General features: G+C 36.5%; 34 protein-coding genes and 1 tRNA gene. 7 read left to right on the forward strand and 28 right to left on the reverse strand.

The window, feature by feature from the left end:
- Nucleotides 1-138: 138 nt before the first annotated feature.
- From DXB58_RS25735 to DXB58_RS28020, 25 genes are all read right to left on the reverse strand, one after another.
- Nucleotides 139-669: a hypothetical protein gene (locus DXB58_RS25735; protein ID WP_122138694.1), complete on the reverse strand. Its 531-nt coding sequence runs from the start codon at nt 667-669 to the stop codon at nt 139-141.
- A gap of 15 nt (nt 670-684) precedes the next feature.
- On the reverse strand, nt 685-981 hold the full coding sequence (locus tag DXB58_RS25740; RefSeq protein WP_122138695.1) for a hypothetical protein: 297 nt from the start codon (nt 979-981) through the stop codon (nt 685-687).
- Nucleotides 982-991: 10 nt separating this feature from the next.
- Complete coding sequence (locus DXB58_RS25745; protein ID WP_122138696.1) at nt 992-1,654, reverse strand: class I SAM-dependent methyltransferase; 663 nt, start codon at nt 1,652-1,654, stop codon at nt 992-994.
- An 18-nt stretch (nt 1,655-1,672) separates the two neighbouring features.
- Nucleotides 1,673-2,146, reverse strand: coding sequence for a hypothetical protein (locus tag DXB58_RS25750; RefSeq protein WP_122138697.1), 474 nt, complete (start codon nt 2,144-2,146; stop codon nt 1,673-1,675).
- A gap of 10 nt (nt 2,147-2,156) precedes the next feature.
- Nucleotides 2,157-2,381 carry a hypothetical protein gene (locus DXB58_RS25755; RefSeq protein ID WP_122138698.1) on the reverse strand — a complete coding sequence of 75 codons (225 nt, stop codon included), beginning with the start codon at nt 2,379-2,381 and terminating at the stop codon, nt 2,157-2,159.
- A gap of 29 nt (nt 2,382-2,410) precedes the next feature.
- On the reverse strand, nt 2,411-2,896 hold the full coding sequence (locus tag DXB58_RS25760) for a class I SAM-dependent methyltransferase (RefSeq protein ID WP_122138699.1): 486 nt from the start codon (nt 2,894-2,896) through the stop codon (nt 2,411-2,413).
- 19 nt (nt 2,897-2,915) lie between these two features.
- Entirely contained in the window at nt 2,916-3,134 is a 219-nt protein-coding gene (locus DXB58_RS25765) for a hypothetical protein (protein ID WP_122138700.1), read from the reverse strand.
- 44 nt (nt 3,135-3,178) lie between these two features.
- Nucleotides 3,179-3,415 carry a hypothetical protein gene (locus DXB58_RS25770; RefSeq protein WP_122138701.1) on the reverse strand — a complete coding sequence of 79 codons (237 nt, stop codon included), beginning with the start codon at nt 3,413-3,415 and terminating at the stop codon, nt 3,179-3,181.
- 28 nt (nt 3,416-3,443) lie between these two features.
- A complete protein-coding gene (locus tag DXB58_RS25775) occupies nt 3,444-3,728 on the reverse strand; it encodes a hypothetical protein (RefSeq protein WP_122138493.1) in 285 nt (94 codons plus the stop codon).
- Nucleotides 3,729-3,819: 91 nt separating this feature from the next.
- Nucleotides 3,820-4,575 carry a site-specific DNA-methyltransferase gene (locus DXB58_RS25780; protein ID WP_122138702.1) on the reverse strand — a complete coding sequence of 252 codons (756 nt, stop codon included), beginning with the start codon at nt 4,573-4,575 and terminating at the stop codon, nt 3,820-3,822.
- Between the two features lie 108 nt (nt 4,576-4,683).
- Nucleotides 4,684-5,343 (reverse strand): ATP-binding protein, encoded by a 660-nt coding sequence (locus tag DXB58_RS25785; RefSeq protein ID WP_233527370.1) that lies wholly within the window; start codon nt 5,341-5,343, stop codon nt 4,684-4,686.
- The gene (locus tag DXB58_RS25790; protein ID WP_122138704.1) at nt 5,276-6,091 is read right to left on the reverse strand and encodes a hypothetical protein; all 816 of its coding nucleotides are present in this window, start codon (nt 6,089-6,091) and stop codon (nt 5,276-5,278) included. The genes DXB58_RS25785 and DXB58_RS25790 overlap by 68 nt, the downstream gene beginning before the upstream one ends.
- Complete coding sequence (locus DXB58_RS25795) at nt 6,088-6,381, reverse strand: HNH endonuclease (protein ID WP_122138705.1); 294 nt, start codon at nt 6,379-6,381, stop codon at nt 6,088-6,090. The genes DXB58_RS25790 and DXB58_RS25795 overlap by 4 nt, the downstream gene beginning before the upstream one ends.
- Before the next feature lie 258 nt (nt 6,382-6,639).
- The gene (locus tag DXB58_RS25805) at nt 6,640-7,470 is read right to left on the reverse strand and encodes a hypothetical protein (protein ID WP_122138707.1); all 831 of its coding nucleotides are present in this window, start codon (nt 7,468-7,470) and stop codon (nt 6,640-6,642) included.
- Between the two features lie 18 nt (nt 7,471-7,488).
- Nucleotides 7,489-8,634 (reverse strand): PD-(D/E)XK nuclease-like domain-containing protein, encoded by a 1,146-nt coding sequence (locus DXB58_RS25810; RefSeq protein WP_122138708.1) that lies wholly within the window; start codon nt 8,632-8,634, stop codon nt 7,489-7,491.
- Entirely contained in the window at nt 8,634-9,101 is a 468-nt protein-coding gene (locus tag DXB58_RS25815) for a hypothetical protein (protein WP_122138709.1), read from the reverse strand. Before DXB58_RS25815 ends, DXB58_RS25810 begins: the two co-directional genes overlap by 1 nt.
- A 119-nt stretch (nt 9,102-9,220) precedes the next feature.
- The gene (locus DXB58_RS25820) at nt 9,221-9,721 is read right to left on the reverse strand and encodes a hypothetical protein (protein WP_122138710.1); all 501 of its coding nucleotides are present in this window, start codon (nt 9,719-9,721) and stop codon (nt 9,221-9,223) included.
- 202 nt (nt 9,722-9,923) lie between these two features.
- Nucleotides 9,924-10,250, reverse strand: a complete 327-nt coding sequence (locus tag DXB58_RS25825; RefSeq protein ID WP_122138711.1) for a hypothetical protein — start codon at nt 10,248-10,250, stop codon at nt 9,924-9,926.
- Nucleotides 10,251-10,258: 8 nt separating this feature from the next.
- Nucleotides 10,259-10,438 carry a hypothetical protein gene (locus tag DXB58_RS25830; protein ID WP_122138712.1) on the reverse strand — a complete coding sequence of 60 codons (180 nt, stop codon included), beginning with the start codon at nt 10,436-10,438 and terminating at the stop codon, nt 10,259-10,261.
- A 23-nt stretch (nt 10,439-10,461) separates the two neighbouring features.
- Nucleotides 10,462-10,899, reverse strand: coding sequence for a LuxR C-terminal-related transcriptional regulator (locus DXB58_RS25835; protein ID WP_122138713.1), 438 nt, complete (start codon nt 10,897-10,899; stop codon nt 10,462-10,464).
- Nucleotides 10,899-11,096 (reverse strand): hypothetical protein, encoded by a 198-nt coding sequence (locus tag DXB58_RS25840; protein WP_122138714.1) that lies wholly within the window; start codon nt 11,094-11,096, stop codon nt 10,899-10,901. Before DXB58_RS25840 ends, DXB58_RS25835 begins: the two co-directional genes overlap by 1 nt.
- A gap of 26 nt (nt 11,097-11,122) precedes the next feature.
- A tRNA-OTHER gene (locus DXB58_RS27795) sits at nt 11,123-11,204 on the reverse strand.
- 313 nt (nt 11,205-11,517) lie between these two features.
- The gene (locus DXB58_RS25845; RefSeq protein WP_158571587.1) at nt 11,518-12,036 is read right to left on the reverse strand and encodes an HNH endonuclease; all 519 of its coding nucleotides are present in this window, start codon (nt 12,034-12,036) and stop codon (nt 11,518-11,520) included.
- Nucleotides 12,037-12,448: 412 nt separating this feature from the next.
- Nucleotides 12,449-12,727: a hypothetical protein gene (locus tag DXB58_RS25850; protein ID WP_122138716.1), complete on the reverse strand. Its 279-nt coding sequence runs from the start codon at nt 12,725-12,727 to the stop codon at nt 12,449-12,451.
- Nucleotides 12,728-12,765: 38 nt separating this feature from the next.
- Nucleotides 12,766-12,942 (reverse strand): hypothetical protein, encoded by a 177-nt coding sequence (locus DXB58_RS28020; protein WP_199488019.1) that lies wholly within the window; start codon nt 12,940-12,942, stop codon nt 12,766-12,768.
- 191 nt (nt 12,943-13,133) lie between these two features.
- On the opposite strand from DXB58_RS28020, the gene DXB58_RS25855 reads away from it, so the two are divergent.
- The 4 genes from DXB58_RS25855 to DXB58_RS25865 all read left to right on the forward strand — a co-directional run bounded on the left by DXB58_RS25855 (nt 13,134) and on the right by DXB58_RS25865 (nt 15,358).
- Nucleotides 13,134-13,841 (forward strand): S24 family peptidase, encoded by a 708-nt coding sequence (locus tag DXB58_RS25855; protein ID WP_122138717.1) that lies wholly within the window; start codon nt 13,134-13,136, stop codon nt 13,839-13,841.
- Nucleotides 13,842-13,886: 45 nt separating this feature from the next.
- Nucleotides 13,887-14,054, forward strand: a complete 168-nt coding sequence (locus DXB58_RS27800) for a hypothetical protein (RefSeq protein WP_158571588.1) — start codon at nt 13,887-13,889, stop codon at nt 14,052-14,054.
- An 11-nt stretch (nt 14,055-14,065) separates the two neighbouring features.
- Nucleotides 14,066-14,692, forward strand: a complete 627-nt coding sequence (locus tag DXB58_RS25860; protein ID WP_122138718.1) for a hypothetical protein — start codon at nt 14,066-14,068, stop codon at nt 14,690-14,692.
- A gap of 135 nt (nt 14,693-14,827) precedes the next feature.
- Nucleotides 14,828-15,358 (forward strand): hypothetical protein, encoded by a 531-nt coding sequence (locus DXB58_RS25865; RefSeq protein WP_122138719.1) that lies wholly within the window; start codon nt 14,828-14,830, stop codon nt 15,356-15,358.
- Between the two features lie 38 nt (nt 15,359-15,396).
- On the opposite strand, the gene DXB58_RS25870 is transcribed toward DXB58_RS25865, so the two are convergent.
- From DXB58_RS25870 to truA, 3 genes are all read right to left on the reverse strand, one after another.
- Nucleotides 15,397-16,683 carry a phage integrase SAM-like domain-containing protein gene (locus tag DXB58_RS25870; protein WP_158571589.1) on the reverse strand — a complete coding sequence of 429 codons (1,287 nt, stop codon included), beginning with the start codon at nt 16,681-16,683 and terminating at the stop codon, nt 15,397-15,399.
- Nucleotides 16,684-16,827: 144 nt separating this feature from the next.
- Nucleotides 16,828-17,730, reverse strand: coding sequence for a DMT family transporter (locus tag DXB58_RS25875; protein WP_004301754.1), 903 nt, complete (start codon nt 17,728-17,730; stop codon nt 16,828-16,830).
- A gap of 29 nt (nt 17,731-17,759) precedes the next feature.
- Nucleotides 17,760-18,563: a tRNA pseudouridine(38-40) synthase TruA gene (truA, locus tag DXB58_RS25880; RefSeq protein ID WP_122138721.1), complete on the reverse strand. Its 804-nt coding sequence runs from the start codon at nt 18,561-18,563 to the stop codon at nt 17,760-17,762.
- Between the two features lie 129 nt (nt 18,564-18,692).
- Between truA and DXB58_RS25885 the strand changes: the two genes are divergently transcribed.
- The 3 genes from DXB58_RS25885 (at nt 18,693) to DXB58_RS25895 (ending at nt 22,155) form a co-directional block, all read left to right on the forward strand.
- Nucleotides 18,693-19,190: a hypothetical protein gene (locus DXB58_RS25885; protein WP_122138722.1), complete on the forward strand. Its 498-nt coding sequence runs from the start codon at nt 18,693-18,695 to the stop codon at nt 19,188-19,190.
- A gap of 20 nt (nt 19,191-19,210) precedes the next feature.
- A complete protein-coding gene (locus DXB58_RS25890) occupies nt 19,211-20,863 on the forward strand; it encodes a flotillin family protein (RefSeq protein WP_122138723.1) in 1,653 nt (550 codons plus the stop codon).
- A gap of 161 nt (nt 20,864-21,024) precedes the next feature.
- Nucleotides 21,025-22,155: an ATP-binding protein gene (locus DXB58_RS25895; protein ID WP_122138724.1), complete on the forward strand. Its 1,131-nt coding sequence runs from the start codon at nt 21,025-21,027 to the stop codon at nt 22,153-22,155.
- Nucleotides 22,156-22,222 lie beyond the last annotated feature (67 nt).

Genomic DNA, 22,222 nt, shown 5'->3' on the forward strand with positions numbered 1-22,222 from the left:
CCTTATCTTGCATTCATCTATCAGTTCATGAAGCAAATCAAGATAATCGCTATCACTTCCATCAAAACTGTCTATCATTGACAGACATTGTTCAATTATTTCTTCTTTATTCATTTCTATTATCTTTGTGTACCCATATCAATATCTGAATTTTGTAAAATGAATAATTACCATAGGTTGATTCAAATCATAGCCATTAAACCATTCAATCCAATTTTTAAACGATAGTCCGTCATTATTGGCAAGTTCCTCTGTTAGTGGTATGTTTATACCATTTTCAATTTTGAAATGTGACAACGCCCCGCAAAACGCTAATTTCTGTATCCCTATGCCATTATCCGATGTCAGCTTTACAATTTCAATCTGTGGGCTACGGTAAGGCTTTCCAGTCCACTGCCGGACGGAAAGAACAGCTAGCCCGGCTTGAACCTCTTTAATGCGCTTCTCCCACATTGGGTAATTGGCTCGTATGGTGTGAAGTTTCGGACGTAAACAGGCTCTTATACAACTGTTGCATCGGGAAATTTCTTCCTCCGATAAATCCTGTTCCACTTCACAATCAGGGCAATGTTGCCCCAAAAGAAACTCATATTTGAAATTCGTCTCGTTTCCTGATTGACTATGTCCTACCGGGAAAAACTGTGCGAGTGTGATTACATAAATTTTCATTTTTATAAGTTGTTATTAATCAATTCCTAATGCTTGCTTAATACTCATTTGAACATCATATCTACCTCGTCCTTCTCCGCGTCGTTCATCTATTTTCTCTTTGAATAAAAGCGCATTTTTTACAATGCTAATATCTTTTATGCCTATCAGATCTTCATAAGGTACACCATTACATTCTTCATCCAAAATTGTAACCTTATAGTACCTCGTAATAAACTCATACGGTACTGCATGATACCCCATAATTTCATATAAAAACTTATCAAGTTCTTCCGTAGTAAGTTTCTTATTTAAAAATTCTATTTCATTCATATTTGATTTGTTATACGCCAAACAAGACCTGCTGTTTGGCAGATTTTAAATTGTGACTCTCTATTGCTCTATCTAGTATTGCACGGCCTATTAACGGGTCAACGCAATTTCGAAGTAGCTTTTCTTTCCCAGGGTATTGGTATTTATCTAGGTCAAAACCAAGCTTCTCCATTTCTTTTTTCCTAATTTGACCTTGTGTAACTCCTAATGCGTCCTTATCTCCACACATCCGACTTATTTTAATCCTGCTTTCCAGGTGCGGAATCCGAAAGTTAGACCAGAAATAGTGTCTACCTGAAACCTGTGGTTTTATTAGCGGATGATAGTAGCTTTTCACATTTTCAACCACGTACTCACCTTTGAAAAAGTGCTCAAGTAGTATGATTTCCTGATACAATGCCATATCCGGGTATCGAATAATCCCTTTTGCGTTTAGGAAATAGTTTGTAATCGAATGCGATGGGCATGGAGGAGAACACCAAATGAAATCAAATTCATTATAATGATCTAAAAGATATTGGTGAGCATCCCCGATTATAACTTCATCATCCGGATATAAATCTTTGTATATCTCTGCAATTCTCGGATCGAGTTCTACCGCTGTGACCTGGTGATTACTTCCCCAGTCTTTACGATTACCCCCAATTCCACAATAGCCGTTATATATTTTCATTATGCTCCTTTCTATATTTTATTGAACTATTCTACAAATACATTCGATTAGCAACATGAAAAAGGTAATGGCAAAAAGATATTTCCAAAATCGAATTTTCTTTTTAATTCCTTCTTCATACTTTCTATACATCTTGTCAAAAAGTATTTGACAATCATCTTTGTAATACTTAAATTTCTCTTCCACATAGCCTGCAATATCATCAACGATTGCATACTTTATCCTTTCTGGAACAGACATCGGATACCCCCTTTCCCCATAATTCAATTCAGTTATAACGCTATGCCCTACAAACTCCTCAACACCTCTTATTCTAAATTCCAGTTTGATAGGATTCATACCATCATTGAGATAGTTCCTGAATTTCTTTTCGGCAAGTTTTTCTATTTTCTCACCATTCATTTTTGCCATTCGTTCTATTTTAAGAAAATATGCTTCATCCACAACATAGGCGTTTGAATCAAATTTATATCTAAACTTTATTTCGCTCATATTTAAATAGTTACGAATATTGTTGCTTAACTTCTTTGGCTACCTCGTGCATATAGTTTTCAGCTTCTTCTGCTGAATCGAAAACAGGCTGAGAACTAAGCATGAGCTTGTGAATTTCTCCGTCTCTCATCATATAGCAGAAAACAGCGAACTTTCCGTTTGGTGCTTCTCTTGAAGCAATAAGCGTATTGTCAGGGTAATTACCCGCTAATTCCAATGCTGTTAATTGTGTCATACTTTAACTCCTTTCTTGATTTGGTTTTTTTAGTCAATTGGTAATTTCATAAAGCACATCCAATGAGTTTTAGAGGCTTTTCCAGACTTGTGCCCAAACAACGGCCGCTCATTGATTATCTCCAATATCCGACTTACCGGCACACGGGTTTCATTCCATTTGAAAATCAATATTCCATTTGGTTCAAGAACTCTCATGCACTCATTGAAGCCGTTTTTTATATCATCTTGCCATTTAAACCGACGGAGGGTTCCATATTTTTGAGCCATATATGCATCCTCATTTGCATTATCCAAATGAGGTGGGTCGAATACTACAAGTTTAAAAGAATCGTTTGCGTATGGCATTGCTGTAAAGTCTGCCACGACATCAGGGTGAACTTTCAACTTACGGCCGTCACACAGTGTATATTCAGCATCCCGAATATCTTGGAAGAGAACATTTGGATTCTCTTTGTCAAACCAAAACATTCGGCTGCCGCAACAGGCATCTAATATGATTTTCATTTCACTCATTTCTATCTTGTATTGAATATTATTCGATTGAATATAATGCCTGCATACATTCGAAGGGGAAAGATGAATTTAATGCGTCGTATACTTCTTCTGGTATACCGTCTTCACTTTCAAAATTACCTTCGATACTTTCAGAGCCAAATGCTGTTGCAACATGCTTCTCTTTATACTCTTTACCGTCAATGATTACGGTACTCTCCCAGCCATCAGGAGTAATTTCGATTTTTATCTTATTCATGTTATCTCTTGATTTTTTTTAATGAATCACATATCTTTCTTCTATTACTTTCTATTATTTAACCAATCTAAAGCTGCTTGCATACTACCAACATAATCTGCATTATAAATATAAGCGACTTCTTCGCCTACCCTATATTCCCGGTCATTGTCTGTTTCGCCTAGAATAAATTCGATGTTTGGAGTTCCTAACCTAAACACACCTATACAGTAGGTAATACCTTCACGCTTCTTGCTCTTTTTGAGTGCTAGAAGAAAAATTCCTTGTTTTTCTGAATCCATATTACTATTCCTTTCTTCTTAGTTATGATTAAAATGGTAAATCATCTTTTGTATCATATTTATCCAAAAACGCCTGCGCATCCTTTACTTGCCTACCTGTATATTCATCAGGACTATTCACTATACGCAAGCTGTTTTCATACTCCTGAATACCAGCAGCTAGGAAGTCTTTACTGTCTACAAACTGCTTTGCCTTTTCAAGTACATCGACGGCTTTCTCACCGTCACCGACTTCCAACTCAATACCAACTACTTCATTCTGGTAATTGCCAAGATTGAAACATTTTTGATAATAAATCTTTGTTGCTTTCATTTTCTTCTATGTTGTATTCCTAATAATTGAATACTTTTTTATTTGTTTTACGTAAATCCTTGATAATTCTTCAAGAACTTGCAAGGGTTAATTATTGAAATAGTGTTTGCTGTACTTGTGGCAATACGAATTTATTCGCATCAGCAAAGAATTTTTTTTTAATCTCGAATCCGTATGCTTTGCGTCCCAACTGGGCGGCAGCTAATAAAGTTGAACCACTGCCGGCACATGGATCAATTACCACATCGCCTTTATCGGTGAATATTTCAATTAACCTACGAAGAAGTGGAACCGGCTTTTGTGTTGGATGCACTTTGGGCGTTTCATTATCTCTTACCCAATCAAAGCAGTTGAATATCATCCGACCGTCATTGTTGAACTTTGGAAGTTTTTCACGATAAAGAAGTAAACCGTACTCACAGTTTCCTACTACTTTCATGTTTGCCTTTAAGACCTGTGCGGAGAAATCTTTCCGGAATACAAGATTGATATAATTATTTAACCCATATCTTTTACCAAGTTCGATGTATCGAAATTGATCTTCAAACTCACAAAAGATTATCATGCAAGGTGCTTTACCTTTATCCTTTGGCTCTTTTACAAGCATCTGGGAACAGAAATGCATAAATTCTGCCGGGCGGAAATCTTTATCGGTATCAAAGAATTCTTTACCCGCCTTATCGCTTTCTCCATTCTTATTATCACCATCCACATACCATGAGGGATTAGAGGCATACGCATTATTTCCTAGATTGTAAGGGACATCGGCAATAATTAACTGCGCTTTGGGGATTCCATAAACTTTGTAGTTCTGGAAATGGTCATTATACAATTCTACATTTTTCATTGTATCATATAAAAGTTCGTAAACAATCAGCTATCCAGTAGATAACAAAATAAAAAGCCGCATATATCGCTATGATAGATACGGCTGCAAATAGGTATTTTAAAGTTTTCATCGTCTGCTTTTCCCTTTAATTTCTATTACGTTAAACAATTCATTGATTCGGTCTGCGATATATTCCCCATATTTAGGTTCAAACTCTTCCGGCTGCATATTGGTAGTTATAAACGTTTTGCATATCCTACGATTGTCATATCTGGATTGGATAATATACTGTATTATATCCATTTCAGAACCAAAGTATTTTACCCTTGGTTCTTTTCCTACTTCGTCAATACCTAGGGCAATGCCGTTTAACCCATCGTATTTAGAAATACCATCAACTCCCTTTCTGGTGTATTGATTGGAAATGAACGTAGCAGATTCAATAGGGAATCCACCAGATAAGTAATATCCGGTTTCGTCCTTACCGTTGCTATACCTGTCGTACAATTGGATAATTTTTAATATCGTGGATTTACCAGTTCCAACAGGGCCATACAGTAATAAACCTTTGTTGCTATCTAGTTTTTCTGATCCCTTGATGAGATATAAAAAAAGCTCGTTCATAAACTCACGATTTCTTTCATCAACAGTGAATTCAGGACATGCCAATAAACAGCACCTACGGAAAAGAGCTGAAGAATTCCTGAAAGCAACTGCATCATAACTTGACCGTCCGAACTTTAACGGCACACTCTGAGGATTGATCTGATTTCCGATTGTTTCCATGCTTCAAATTTAACCATTCTTGATAATCTCGTTCAGTTCCCGTAAATACAACCCCGGTCCAATTAGATTCAATTGCTCTTTCAATCTGTCGGATGGCAAACTCTTCTTCGAATTTTGAAAGTTTATCCAGTGAAAGCTGCAAAGCGTAATTGAGTTTCTTCTTCCATTTCGGAGTTTGCCGAAGTTTTTCCCATGCCGACATAAATGCAATCGAAGAGAATGGATAAACTAATGGCTTTTCATCCCCTTCTTTCTTCTTTGACTTTTTAGGCTTTTCGGGTGGGGTGTTCTCGTGCGCACGCACGAGACTCTCTTCTTTGTTTATAGTTTTAATATCTATAATAGGTGAAATTCCAATTTCATCAGTACCATTTACCGATGATATTACCGGAGTAGTATTTTTATCATCAGTATTTTCATCAGTACCATTTACCGATGATATTACCGATGATTTCATGTCATTACTTAGGTTTGTCTGAAAAGAATAATAGCATCCTACCCTCTTATCTCTACATGATTCAAAAGATATTAAACCTGCATCTGCAAGTATTTTGCGTGATTTTCTCAATGTTTTATCCCATATATTCAACGAGGTACATAATACGGAACTACGAGCTTCAAACACGTCTTTCCAGCCTTTTTCATTACAAATAGCTATTAATTCATAATACAAAGCCTGATCTATTGCTGTGAGATAAGTGTCATTCCTAATCTTTCGAAGTTTGGAGATTAATTGATAACTATTCATAAACGGAAATATCTATTTGCTGCACATTCATCAAAGGACTTCACACGTTCTATAAGCCGCTTTTGTTTACGTCTAAAGGCTAAATCGTTGTCATATTTATTATGACATTCCCTACATAATCCAACTATATTACGAGGATTAGTATAATGTTCAGGATACATGCTCTTAGGAACTAAATGGGCTGCATCTACAGCAGGTCTTCCACATATTGCACAATAAGAAGGAAGGTTTTGTTTTATTTTAATAATCTCCCTATTACGCTGGGATTGCTTGTTACTAATCTGTTTCATAAGAGTTGTTTTAATTATTGGTTCCCGGATACCGAACTAACGGTCTCCGGGATAATTTACTTACCATGCTTTATTGCGTGACAATCTTCGCAAAGAGTTTCAAGACAATACAAGAACTCTAATTCGTGACCAACAATAGAATATCCAGCAACTTCATAGACTTTATGATGAATCTCTAAATTGTAGGTTTTGCCGCACACTTGACAACGATGCCCGTCACGAATACGAACCTTTCGTTTCACTTCCTCCCAATACGGGTTATTCTTCAGGCTCTTTCGATACTTCGATGGCCTCCCCTTCTTGTGTGCTAGTCTCGTCATTATTTCCCTCCTTTCTCCATGGACTTTCTTCTATTGGAGAACGATGCAATTCATGTCGTTGAATAGGCGTAGATTCACCAGTTAATTCATCAATCAAATCCTCTATCCATTGCTCCAACCAAACGTCATATCCATCTTCTTCCCATACCTCAACAATATTCTCACCTTCACCAAACTGACGAACATTTTTTCGTGTATCTTTGAAATCAACATTCGGAAGATCATAGCCTAATTCCTTAAATGCTTCCTGATTTTTTTCTCCAGAATTAAACAAATCATTATATTCGTGTTTCGGAATTTCCTGAACCAATGCCAAACGGAAAGCTTCATTCACCCACGAGTAATACAAATAATATCCCATAACAGGAATACGGAAGGTATCAATCATTTTTAGTGGGTAATCCCTAACCCCTTTTTTAGCAAGATTTACAAGATCCTTAAACTGGGTATGTAAAGCTGAAATTTTCGCTTCAAACTCTTTCTTTTCATTATTGAATTTAGATTTTAATGCCTCTAATTGCGCTTCTAATTCCGGCATCTGTTCTTCCGCAATTTCACCGTAATTAGCACGAATCGTTGATATTTCATAATTATCCATTACCCGATTGGCTATTACATCTTTTTCCTGAATAGTAATAAAGTTCTCCGCCAGCTTCTTTTTTATATCATCAATGGATACGCAATCGGGAAATATAACTTCTGGGAATTTTACAGTTGTTGGAAGTTTGAATTGAATCTCTTCCGGAGAGTAGTCTTTTAAATCAATCATTGTTTTTTATTTTATTAATCATTCAACATTGTCAATAGCAACCGGATGAAGCATTTTCTGGCTCCATTCCGGAAGCTGCATATCAATAATACCACGGGCACCTTCTTCCGCCTTAGCATCATAGCCAGGAAACCACTTCTTTTCAAAGCACTCCTTTACGATGGAAAGAGCATAATGATATTTATATTTGCCATTTGCAAGATCATCAGGAGACCAGAATAAAACGGCAACATCAAAAGGCTCAACCGTCTGTAACATTATCATTATTGTTACATTAAAGTTTCGTCCTGTAATGCCGCTCATTACTTCTTGATACATTCCTTCAGAAAGCTCGTATTTGAGTTTTGCACAATCATAGTAGAACTTACCGAGATCATCGGCTCGTGTGGTCTTGAAGGAAATTACGGCATTTACACCAATATTTTCCTCTACATTGAAATAATCCGGCCTAACTCTAACATCTAGCCCTGTTTCTTCATCTTTGCCATAAAAAGACACCTCTGAATAAGCCCCTTTCAATAATTGGGGGATAATACCACCACCATACCAATAATAGTTTCTCTCAAGAGCTTTTATTATCATACTCATATCCTCACTGATAAAGGAGTAACCCAGATCCAAACATTTCTGTTTTTTATAATCACGGTAATCTTTAAGATCGCTAAAGTTCCATCTTTCAGAGGGTATTTCTTCTTCGACATCTGGAACATAGCCCTTATCATTTGATAATAACTCATTATAGAACTTAATAATTCCTATTACACCTTCTTTGGAAGATTGGCTACATTTAGGTTCTACTTTGACAAGCTCAAATAAACGTGGCTCCAAAAATGCCATGTGAGCAAATGTCCCCAATTGGAAGCATGGCTTTTCTTTTTCCTCAAATACCCTTTCATAGTCATAGTAAAATGAACGAGGAGTCTTGAGAGCATTTTTGAGGTTAGAAGAAGATATATGCCTGCTTTTCAAATACATTTCCATTGGATCACGTTTCACCACTCCGTTAACGCTTAATTCTTTTAAATCAATATTAATTGCTGGTTTATGAGAGTTTAAGGAAATAAAGTCTAGCATCTCTTCTTTAGTGGGATAATCTTCCGGATTATAGGCAGAAGGGTTTAGCTCTTCCCCTTCTGCAAATTCACTCAAGTCAAACGCTTCCATTATCCAGCAGCTGGCAAATTAATAAGCAACGGTTTTACAGACCAATTATCAGACTGAAAATTATTCGTCTTATTCTTTCTCTTGCCCATATAGGTAATCTTCAATGGAGTTCCACTTTTAATTGCACCATTCGCAATGTATTGTTCTAAAATACCAACTAATCTTCGGGAGCCATTAGTTACTGTTTGAACCGTTCCGTCCGCCTTCCTTTCTAAGAAAAATGCACAGTCTAAATCTATTAATTCATCCGAATTTGTAGCACTTAATACCTTTTGTGGTTTAATTTCTACAAAAAAGATCTTTTTAAACTCTCCCGCATGTTCTGGAGACCAATAATTCCCGCATAAATCTATCGGGAGTTCTTTTGCATCATCCAAGGAAGGAAGTTCGCTTTTACTTAAATCTGCAGTTTGAATTTCAAACACAGACTCTTGATCTCTAAGAGCTAATTCTTTTTCTTCTTTCATATCTTATATTATTAAAGTGGTTAATCAAAATATACTCTACCCTTCGCCTAAGGTAAATTGCTTGAATAGGTCACAGTTTTCTATACAGCAAGCAACGTCCTGTACCCATTTTAGTATTACTAATCTTTATAATCATTCATGCTACCCCAACCGCCAAATATATATTCTTCAGCCCATCCGCTCATACGGGCTGCTTCAATGTCTTTATCCATAGAATGAATCAAGCCGCCTAAGTCACCTGTCGAAAAGCCTCCAGATGTAATACTTCGATGTGTATTTGAAGTAATATACTTCTCTACACTTTTACAGATTGGATTATCCTTTTCTGATTCTCTGAATGATGTATATCCATCGAAGCTAATAAATGGAGTTTCTAATAGTTCAAATGCTTCTCTGCTCTTTATATGCTTATACATAAGTTCAACAGGAAAGGTCATTGGCAAACCCTCTTTCTTAATCATTATAGCCACTGCATCATATAATGCTTGCTCTTCATCGGTAAGTTTAAACCAACCGATGTTTTCAAAACACCACATAATATACCCTATGTGGGTAAGTATGATATATTTTATTTCTTGGCCTTTATATTTGCCAAAACTCAATGTCCTTTCTTCTTTCATTTATGATTTTTATTTTAGTTAATAAATAAAGCGCCTATCCTCACGAACCGACGCTTCCCGAAAAGTTTATTGCATCAAAATTTAGTTCCTAGATACCGAACCAACGGACACTAGGATATAGAACATGTATAACTCAAATACAGAGGCTTGCACTCTACGACATCCTGGGGTGTCGGCATTGGGTTAATTAATAAATGAATGGTTATTTATGCTTTTGAAGGCATTTTAGAATATTGCCTTTTTCTATCGCCTCTATTAGATCGGATAGTTTATAATAAATATATCCTTTTGCTTTTTTGATTGGTTCTCCTTCTTCATCCACTACTTCCTCAATACCAAATTGATAAGGATATATAAGTTTCCTTTTCTCTAAATTTCTAAGAACTCCGCTTCCGAAACGGTCTTCCGCATCGGATTTACATATAAGAATTTTTTTATTTTTGAGATTTGCATTTCTTTCATTCTTATATGCTTCAATGCCAAATTTAATGCCTATTTGTATAGCTTGGCTAATAATGGGATCATCCATATACCCTCCTATTCTTTTTGATGAATTTCCTTAGAGCTTCTTTCTAGTAACATTACTATAGTGAGAACTACCATTATAGCGGCTGATATAGTCTCTTTGGTAGTTATTTCCAATTGCGTTGCTAAATGCATAGACATTCCTAAAGCAATGACCGCAATTACATTCTGTATTTTATGAATTGTTTTCATAGAATATATTTTTATAGTTAATATTAGGCAGCGAACATCAAATCACTGTCTCTTTCAGGGCTAATCGTTCGTGTTGATGTTCGAGCACCGGAACGTATTATCAACCTTCTCATTTCCATTTGAAAATCAGGAGTAATAGCTAAAACGAAGAGGTATATAGAGAAAAATACCGCAACACCATGCTTTCGTATCTCATTTATATCGAAATTTCTCCTAAGAGCAACAAAGTGCATATACCAAGTTAGTTCTACGTTTTTATCTATCCCCAGTCTTCGCTTGATTGTTTTTAATTGAAAACTAACCGTTTGCACGGATTTTCTTAAAATATCCGCAACTTCTTTATCTAAAAATCCCCTATGGGAGATATCGGCTACTTGAAATTCCTTTTCCGTCAATACGATGTTTGAAGAAGCTTTGCAGTTCTCCACATACGTCTGATAGTCTTGGGGTATAATTTCCATTATGCAATTCTTTTAATTTTAAAAGTGCCTTTTAAATAGTCAATGTCTCCTATTCTTTCAACCACGATACCATATCTTCTTCTAGCTCTGTATCTAGTCACGTTCATTAAACTGTCATACGAGCTATTAGGTAACTCTACAACTTCATTAATAGCTAGTCCTTTTAAAAACTGCATCCAAATTCCTTCTTTTGCCATAAGATTAATTATTTAATTATTATTAGTGGATGGTAGAGGAGTTGAACCTCTCTCAATCGTGATAATTGGTTGCGCAACACGAAGCTCTAACCGATAAGCTAACCACCCTTATTAAATTTCCGAAAAACTACCCTATATAGGCACTATATAGGGTAAATAAAAGGTGCATTATCTTCGCAGACTGTACACCCACATAGAAAAAACCATTAAAATATTATTTGCCTAATAATATACCTGCTATAAAACCCAATATAAAAATGATTATTTTTATATGTATGATAATAACATCATTGCTATCTTTCATATAAATATTGAATTAAAAATTAGCGCCCGCCAACCTTTTAGACAGTTGTACCAGTAATCGGGAACTGACGGGCTATATATTGAATCACTTAGATAGCGTTATAGCTCGCCTAACCTGCTATTTAAACGCCCATTTAAAACCATGATAAGTTTTATACATTCCATTGCAAGTTGCCCAAATGTTTCCAGTCGAACTATTATTTAACCTTGCCGCTTCATTTATACTACTATATTCACAGAGTACATTTCCAGATAAGTCCATTTTTATTACACCTCTTTCTTTACAAGGATGTCTTTTATATGTTACTTCATTTTTATAATTTTCATAACGAGTTACTATTCTTAAATTATTGACGCAATTATCTTTTTTGTTGCCATTTATATGATCTATTTGCATACCTTTTAATCTCTTGCCAATAAAAGCATCAGCAACCAAGACATGAATTTTTCTGTTAACTGTTTTTCCATTCATTCTAATACCGACATGCAAGTAACCCCATCCATCATTTTTAGGCTTCAGTATTTTTTCTTTTCTATTATGACCTCTAGCGTCTACACCTTTAGACATAACTCTACCAATGTTAGATATCTTATATCTTCCATTAGAACCTTCAATATCTTTCCAAATTTCTTCCATAGCAATCATTTTATTGTGCTCATAGAGTAATTCGATTACTTGCATCACGCATAACTATGAGCTTATATGTAAATAGCGTACGGACGCCTAACCCCGTTTTCTTACTGATAAAGACGATTTTTCGGACTATATAATATTCATAAAGCTTTCTACCCAATCGTAGCATGCCCACCGTAAAACGGTGTCTCCTATTTTTAGTGCTTCGTTGCACGTTCATAAATACAGGTTATATTTTTAGCTGTATTTACGCTTCACAGACTTGTCAAAGAACTAATCAATGTGCCCGTAGCAAATATTCTCTACGTTGATACGGGCTTTTATTCCCCGTCCGACTGGTTTCCCTTACTCACAGCGCTGATTGTCGTAGGTGCTTTATATCGGATTATCAGACTACCTTTTTACGGGTTATATTTTATATCCAAGAACTATCACGATTTACATAATCAGCATGATTTCCGGCAAAGAACGCCTTCAATACATTTCCATTGTTAGCATTAAACACAGGTTTGAAAGACTTCTTATCCTCTTCAACTTCTCTGTATTCTCTCTGCTGTCTCTTTGCCAAGAACCAAGCCTTTTTCAAAGCCTCACTCAAAGAGATACGACGATACGCCTTCAAAATGTGAGCATGTTTCATGATCTCACTGTTATTGAATTTGCCGTTTTCTGTCAAAAATGTAAATGCGTTCATAATATTTTGAATTACACAGGGCTTTCGCCCTGCCTGTATTATATTTTCTTGTAATTATATTCGTTCATAAACTTTTCAGCACCTTTCAATGTCTTGTAGGTTTTGCTAGCTGATGCTGTAACTGCTATATAAGTAGTTTTACCTGCATATTCATTTATCATGATTGAACCTGTCAATTCACTATTTTCTTTTTTGTAGTCTATAATTGCTTTCATAATCTTTTTTGTTACCTATTTTTAGTTATGTAAAAAATTTGTTTTTCTCGCTCAAACTTTGCACCTTTGTGGTGTTGGATGTTGTTTGATGTTGCAAAGATACGCACTTTTGCGAATCATGCAAATTTTATGCGAATTTAATTCGCAAATAAAAGATTTATTAACAATAATGCGAATCTTCAACCTGTGATATGGAAGTATTTGAAAGGATTAAAGAAGTAAGAAAATACTTTTTCCATGATAATAACATGGAATTTGCTAATTTCATGAATGAGAAAACATCTACTACAAGTGGATGGGTTAGTGGAAAAAGAGGAATCGGAAAAAGTGTTTTAGATAAAATACTGTCTAAAATTCCTGACGTAAATCCTACTTGGCTACTTACAGGAGAAGGCGAAATGCTCAAAACTACCAATAATACACCCCAATATAATGAAGCTACGCCCATCCAACAAGACGTGGTTTATATCCCGTTAGTTAATCAATTCGCTTATGCGGGTTATTTAGATGGATACACAGACACATCTTACATGGAGCAGTTACCTAAAATACCATTTATAGTAGATAAAGAAGGACATGGAAATTATATAGCCTTTGAGGTCAAAGGAGATAGTATGAATAATGGAACCGAAGAAAGCTATCTAGAAGGCGATAGACTTTACTGTCGTGAAATCGCTCCATACCTTTGGGCAACTTCCAAATTACATCTTCGCAAATGGGATTTCGTTATAGTGCACACCGATGGAATAATAGTTAAGCGCATTATAGATCATGATGTGGAAAATCACACTATTACTATTCATTCATTAAATGATATGTACCCTGATCGAGTTATTGATTTGTGCGATGTAAAACAGATTTTCAATGTTATAGAATCAGTTAGACCTAGAAGAAGATAAAATAAGAATAACAATCGAATATTAAATTAATTAAAACACAAGATTATGAAAAAGGCACTGCTATTAATTTCAATCTTTTTATTACCAACATTTTTGCAAGCATGTAGTGATGAAGACGACAACCAAAGATGTCAGGCAATAACTAAAGATGGAGACCAATGTAAACGTAATGCAGAAAAAGGAAGCATCTACTGTTGGCAACATAAAAAATAGCAATAAATTTAATGGGAAATTTTACTGAAGATTTAGCAAAAGGGTTTATACAGTCTGCTGTGAATCAAGTGGGACGAGATGGAGGGAAAGTGATAAGTAACTCTATTTATGGGAATGCACATAGTACCCCAATAAGAGGTATCGGTAAAAATACACATAACCAATTTTTCGATGAATCAACCAATGAGGTTATCTCCCCTGAAGAATTAAGATTAAGAGCAGAAGCAGAAGGGTTTAAAGTATCTTTATTTAGATATAACGCTGGTATTAAAATAGCACTCTATATTGTTTCTTTATTTTTTGCTATTTTAGTAGTACCTTCTATTATTATATTAATATTTGGTATCATGAAGTTTTTTCAAAAAACAGTATTCATGAAGAAATCTGTTTTAGTTGCACAATTTGTACCAGATAAAAGATATAAAGATGGTCGCAGGCTGAACGGACATGTAAAACAGGATATAAGAATAAAAGTACCTTGTAATCCTTCCGAGCGAAAATCACTAATAAAAGCAGGTATATTATACATTTTACTCTCATTGTTTTTACTGGTCCCTATATTCTTATGGCGCTCTGTCGTTGAACAACAGAACATAGAGTATTATAGAAAATGCAGAAACAGAGAAAGCACATATTAAAGAAGACTTTGAATTATTTAAAGACACAGTGAGATATAATAAAAAGATGAATGAATTTAATGAAAAGTACCAAAAGGCAGTAGAGTATTTAAATTCACACAATCAAACAAAATCGGATAATTAAAAAACTAGCTTATGAAAAAGATCATTTTATTAGTATGTGCAATCACTGCACTTTGTTCATGTGGGGGATCGGGTAATCAAAACGAGAAAAAAGTAAGAGAAGCAGTAGAAGCCAAACTAAAAACAGAAATGAATGATTGGTCCAGCTATGAGTTTGTTTCTGCGGAAGCCATTGATACTATAAAGTATATTGATAATATAAACTATCGAAAAGAATACTTCAAAAAAAGCATTGAGAACAATAAAGGAGCATCCGAATATGGATTAGATTATTCTTCCTCAATAAACAAAGATAGCATAATACTTGCTGGAATAGATTCTATTCAAAATGCAATGGGAGATAAGGTTTATGAGGATGCAGCATATTTATACAATTATAAATTTAGAGGAAAGAATAAATTAGGAGCTGTTATTTTGGACGAATATCTTATATATATATCGCCAAGCTGGGAAGTAATTCAGATGACAAATGATCCCAAAAAGCTATATAATAATCCCGGAGATTTCCCTGGATATATTGATCTAGTAAAAAAGAATATGTAATAACAACAATTAGCCCGTCTTAAAAGCGGGCTTTTTTATCACCCCAATACATAGTCAGCCACTTTATTTATCACTTTGTCTATTCTTGAAAAATCTCGTTTAATATAAGTGTCTGTTATTGTCTTACCAGCTGAATGGTTCAAACATAGCGATATATCATCTTTACTTATATCGCATTCATTACGGGCAATAGTGGCGAAAGAATGGCGAGCAGAATAGAATTGAACATAATCTATCCCAATCTCCTCACACAAAGACCTCATACCCCGATGTATTCCTTTCGTCAGATTACGTATATTACTATATCTTTTATAGAAATCAAATAGACACTTTCCAGATGGATCACGATATTTTTCAATGATGGGGAGTGCCAAAGGGTGAATGCATACAGATATAAAAGCCTTATCCTTTCTCCGATCTTTTGTCTTTTGGCGTTCATACTCTATTCGACCGTTCACCATTTGACAATCAAGCATATCAATCGCATTCATCCCTGCCAACAGGAAAGACAAAATATAAATATCACGGGTAAAAGTAGTAGTTCTTTTTCGTTTATTTATTGGAGAATAATTATAGATTTTCCTGATTATATCAACATCTACAGCCCTTTTCTTAGCTTCCAGGACTGGCGGGATAGTATATACTTTAAACGGGTCATTAGTTATTATAATATCTCCCTTTTCGTAGTCATTAAAATGTAGTAAGGCCGCATTAAATACAGACTGGATCACACCCATATAAGAATGCACACCGGTATCATTTAAAGCCGGTTTTCTAATTGTCCTATACTCTTGTTTTGCTGTCCTGTTTTGTCTGACAGTGATTAATCTTTCTTTTCGCAACCATCCTTCGTATTCTCTTAATAATTTAGATGTTAAATCTTTTATTGAGAGTTTATCATTACCATTTTTATATTTAAGAAAATGACAAAGCGCATTTATTCCGGTAGTCTTAACTGTTCTAGTTCCCGTATTGGGAGTCATCTGGATATGCTGTCTAGCAAATTCTATGAAATCTATATCCTTACGCTTCTTCCGTCTTTCAATCATTAAAACAATATCCTTAGACGTCTCGCATTCCTGAACAACCTCTTGATTCTCATTTATAATATGGCGATACTCCTTCACTATATCATCAAGCTCTTCTTTTATTTTTTCTAAAGTAATAGTACCTGAAGCCGATTTTTTCTTAAACCTAACCATATCCGTATATATAGGGGTTGATATATACGATGATGTTCGGTTATGTGATATTCGAATTTTGGGATTATATGTACCGTCCGATTTTTTATGATGCTTAAATACTACCCATGATACAGTTGCCATACCTTTTTTATTTTTTCGTAAATCATTCGTAAAACAAAGATAGAAATCTTTAGGAAAAAAACTCCGTAACATCTGCCTTTTTAACACAACAAAAAGAGAAATAATAAGCTATATGAGGGATAGAGCGAGCAAAAAGACCCTTTTTTAACTTTTAGACCCCAAATATAAGAATATCATTCCGATTAACACCAGTATAAGGTCAATCGCTTTGCTTTTTAAATTCTTTTCACGGAAGAAAAGCGCACCGAAAGTAAAAGAAACAACCACACTTCCCCGACGGACCATCGAAACGATAGAAATCATCGAATCGTCGTAACTTAATGCGTAAAAGTAAACAAAATCGGCAGCAGAAAGGAAAATGGAAATCAGGATAATCGTCCAATCCCAGCGGAACGGAGTAGTGGACTTTCTTTTAGGCCACCAAAGCAACAACAGGATAGGACACATGATAAACACCTGATAAACATTATACCAGGATTGCACCAGCATCGGATTCAGAGACTTCATCAGATATTTATCATACAAACCACTGATAGCACCTGTAATGGCAGCCAGTACAATAAAAAAGATCCATTTGTTATGCTTAAAATCAATTCCTTCTTTCTTTCCCGAACGGCTCAACATAAAGAAAGAGGCAATGGCCAGCATCACACCAATCCATTGATAGAGATTCAATCGTTCACCAAATACCAGCATAGCTCCCACGAGCACCATCACCGGACGGGTGGCATTGATAGGTCCCACAATGGTTATGGGTAAATGTTTCATTCCGAAATATCCGAATATCCACGAAGACAATACGATGAACGACTTGATGATAATATATTTATGCTGTTCCCAACCAGCAACGGGAACATTGAAGATTGTTCCTCCCAACAAGTCCGGTTGATAAACGGATATCAGGATAAACGGTAGAAAGATGAGACTGGAAAAGAATGTATTTAGAAACAAAACAGGAAGTACTGCATTATCTTTCAACGATTTCTTCTTGAATACATCATAAAAGCCCAGCAAAGTAGCCGAGAGGAATGCTAATAATAACCACATGAGAATATTTATTATTTACTAATTACCAATTATAAGTTATCATCGACAGACGGTTCGCCGGTTATGGATGATTGCTGGTCATCACATTCAAATATACTTTCCGGGTATTCCACGTTGACCAGAAACAGAGCTTGCCCCGGAGCAGATGTCCCGGCTTTACAACGGTCCTGCTGTTCTATAATCCGCCGGAAACCTTCAACAGTCAGTTTCCCGCGTCCCACTTCAATGAGCGTGCCTACAATGGCTCGCACCATATTCCGCAAGAAACGGTCGGCACGAATGGTAAATACCCAGGTAGCATCTTCTTCCTGCGTCCATTCTGCATGAGTGATATGACAAATATTGGTCTTTACATCCGTATGAAGTTTACTGAAACTCGTAAAATCGTTGTACTCGAAAAGGATACGCGCTGCTTCGTTCATGCGTTCATAATTCAACTGGTTATAAAGCCGCCAGCGATATTGCCTGTTAAAAGGATATTTCGATGTCGTCACATAATATTTATAAGTTCGCGCAGTCGCATCAAAACGGGCGTGGGCATCCGGACGAACCTGGCAAACACGATAAATGGAAATATCGGGAGGCAGCAGACGATTTAATTTATCAGTAACAGAAGTAGTATCCAACAGTTCATCGGAATCAAAATGAGCAACCATCAGAGAGGCATGCACTCCCGCATCCGTCCGGCCTGCTCCTATTACTTCAATTTCGCGACGCAGAAAGGTAGACAATGCTTTCATCAGACATTCCTGCACACTAATCCCATTCGGTTGAATCTGCCAACCGTGATAGTTGGTTCCGTCGTAAGCCAAATAAATAAAATACCTTTGCACGCTAATTCCTCTCTTTTAGGGTTTTCGCGCGCAAAAGTAGTCATTTTATCTCATTTATCTTTGTATAATTCGCATAAACCTGTATATTTGGAGAACAAAATAATCATGATTCACTAATACCTCACAATTATGAGTAGTACCATTTTCCTTATTATTGCCCTTGTGACAACAGGAATATTTGTAATCCAATTCGTTCTATCCATCTTTTTCGGAGACATAGATGCAGATGTAGACGTGGATGCTGACATCAGTAGCGTAGTTTCTTTTAAAGGACTAACTCATTTTGGAATCGGATTCGGCTGGTACATGTATTTAGCGGGAAACACTGAAATTCAAAGTTATGTCATCGGTATTCTAGTGGGTCTTTTCTTTGTTCTCGCTGTGTGGTTTCTCTATAAGAAAGCTTATCAACTGCAACAAGTGAATCATTCTGAACAGACAGATCAACTTGTGGGACGAGAATGTACTATATACTTCAAGCAAAGTGACAACAAATATACAGTACAGACCACCCGGGATGGAGCCATGCGCGAAGTAGACGTCATCTCCGAATCCGGAAAAGCATATCAGACAGGTGACAGAACAATCATCACCAGTTACAAAGACGGAACGCTATTCATTCAATAACTATTCAAATACACAATTTTATGACACAAGAAATGTTGATTATGGCTGCTATATTAGTGGCAGTCATCCTACTCACTTTTATTGGTATCCTTTCTCGTTACCGCAAATGTAAGAGTGATGAAGTCCTCGTTGTATATGGTAAAACAGGAGGAGATAAGAAGTCGGCGAAGCTATATCACGGTGGTGCAGCTTTCGTATGGCCGATTATCCAGGGATACGAATTCCTTTCCATGAAACCCATGCAGATTGAATGCAAACTGACGGGTGCACTGTCTGCTCAGAATATCCGTGTGGATGTGCCGACTACCATTACTGTAGCTATCAGCACTGATCCCGAAGTAATGCAAAATGCTGCTGAACGTATGCTGGGTTTGACGATGGACGACAAACAGAATTTAATTACCGATGTCGTATATGGTCAGATGCGTATGGTGATCGCCGATATGACTATCGAAGAATTAAATTCAGACCGCGATAAGTTTCTGGCTAAAGTAAAAGATAACATCGATACCGAACTTCGCAAGTTTGGTTTGTACCTGATGAACATCAATATCAGTGACATTCGTGATGCTGCCAACTACATTGTCAACTTAGGTAAGGAAGCTGAAAGTAAAGCTCTGAACGAAGCACAAGCTAATATCGAAGAACAGGAAAAGCTGGGTGCCATCAAAATTGCCAATCAAATTAAGGAACGCGAAACCAAAGTTGCAGAAACGCGTAAAGATCAAGATATCGCCATCGCAGAAACGAAGAAACAACAGGAAATCTCGGTTGCCAATGCAGATAAGGACAGAATTTCTCAAGTAGCCATCGCCAATGCGGAAAAAGAATCACAAGTAGCAAAAGCTGAAGCTGAAAAGAATATCCGTATCGAACAGGCGAATACCGAAAAGGAAAGCCGTGTTGCCGAACTTAACTCGGATATGGAAATCAAGCAGGCGGAAGCTGCCAAGAAAGCTGCTATCGGACGAAATGATGCACAGAAAGAGGTGGCTCTATCAAATTCAGAACTGGCCGTGACGCAAGCTAATGCCGACAAGCAAGCCGGTGAAGCTGCTGCCAGATCGGAAGCTGCCGTACAAACTGCACGTGAAATTGCCCAGAAGGAGGTAGAAGAAGCCAAAGCACGTAAAGTAGAATCTTCATTGAAAGCCGAAAAGATTGTTCCTGCGGAAATTGCCAGACAGGAAGCTATTCTACAGGCTAATGCCATTGCCGAAAAGATTACTCGTGAGGCAGAAGCACGCGCAAAAGCTACTTTGGCACAAGCGGAAGCGGAAGCAAAAGCTATCCAAATGAAACTGGAAGCAGAAGCGGAAGGTAAGAAACGTTCATTACTTGCTGAAGCGGAAGGTTTCGAAGCAATGGTAAGAGCAGCCGAATCGAACCCGGCTATCGCTATCCAATACAAGATGGTAGACCAATGGAAAGAAATCGCCGGAGAACAGGTAAAGGCATTCGAACACATGAACTTAGGAAATATCACTGTATTCGACGGAGGAAACGGCGGCACAAGCAATTTCCTGAATACACTAGTGAAAACGGTAGCTCCAAGTCTTGGTGTACTGGATAAGTTGCCCATCGGTGAAACGGTGAAAGGTATTATTAATCCGGACAGTAAAACGGAGGAAAAGCCTGCAACGAAAGCTGAAGAGAAAAAGGATAAGAAATAATCCTGCTCCGACAAATAATAGTGCGCTGATGAAAGAAAATGATTGTTCTTTCATCAGCGCACTATTTATATATACATAAATAAAAAAAGTCTTTGAATATTCCCCAATTATTACGTTCTTTGTATTACATGAAATATGTAACATAAAAGATATAATAAGATATGAAACCATATAATCCATTCCTTGTGTACGGCTATAACAGTCCGGAATACTTTTGTGACCGGGAAAAAGAAACTGATAAAATGATTTCAGCTTTACAAAACGGGCGGAATCTGACATTAATATCCCCTCGGCGTATGGGAAAGACGGGACTCATCAAAAATGTATTCTACCGGATGAAACAGGAAAAGAATCCGAATACCGCCTATTTCTACATGGATATCTATCCCACACGCGACTTAAAGGCATTCATACAATTGCTTGCTCAAAATGTTCTCGGAGAATTGGATACCCTGTCCCAAAATATACTCCGGCAAATGACCGCTTTCTTTAAATCTTGCCGCCCCATAATCAGTACTGACGAAAGAAGCGGTATGCCTACCGTAACTCTGGACTTTGTCCCTGCTCATGCCGAACAGACACTAAAAGAAGTGCTCGACTATATGGCAGCTTCAAAAAAACATTGTTACCTTGCCATTGATGAGTTCCAACAGATTACAGAATATCCGGAAAAAGGTGTAGAAGCATTGCTCCGTTCTCATATCCAATTCATGCCAAATGTACACTTTATATTTTCAGGAAGTAAAAAACATGTAATGGAAGAAATGTTTAGTTCTGCAAAACGACCTTTTTATCAAAGTACCCAAATTATTGTGTTAAAGGAGATTCCGTTGGAGCATTATTATTCGTTCGCACACTCATTCTTTGCCAAAGAAAAAAGAGAGCTACCGTTAGAAACATTCTCCTACTTATACCAACTTGAAAACGGACACACCTGGTACATTCAAAGCATACTCAACCGATTGTATGAGAAGAAAATCAACCCTATTAATAACCGACTGGTAGATAGCTGTATAAATGACATTTTAGATGAACAGGAAACCATATACCAAAGTAACCTAACACTACTAACCAACAATCAAGTGGATCTATTGAAAGCTATTGCCACAGAAGGCTGTATAAAAAGTATAAATGCCAATGATTTCATCAAAAGGCATCATCTAAAAACGCCCAGCAGCGTTAACGTAGCACTGAAGTCCTTACTAAATAAAGAACTAATATATAATACACCAGATGGTTATATTGTCTATGACCGTTTTTTCGGAAAATGGCTGAAAGACACAGTGATCTAGCCCCCACTAGAAATGATTTAGGGTTCTTCGTCAAATTTGGTGGTACTTCTTCTATTGTGAATAAATA

This window comes from Bacteroides sp. OM05-10AA, from assembly GCF_003439055.1.
Taxonomy (GTDB): Bacteria; Bacteroidota; Bacteroidia; order Bacteroidales; family Bacteroidaceae; genus Bacteroides; species Bacteroides intestinigallinarum.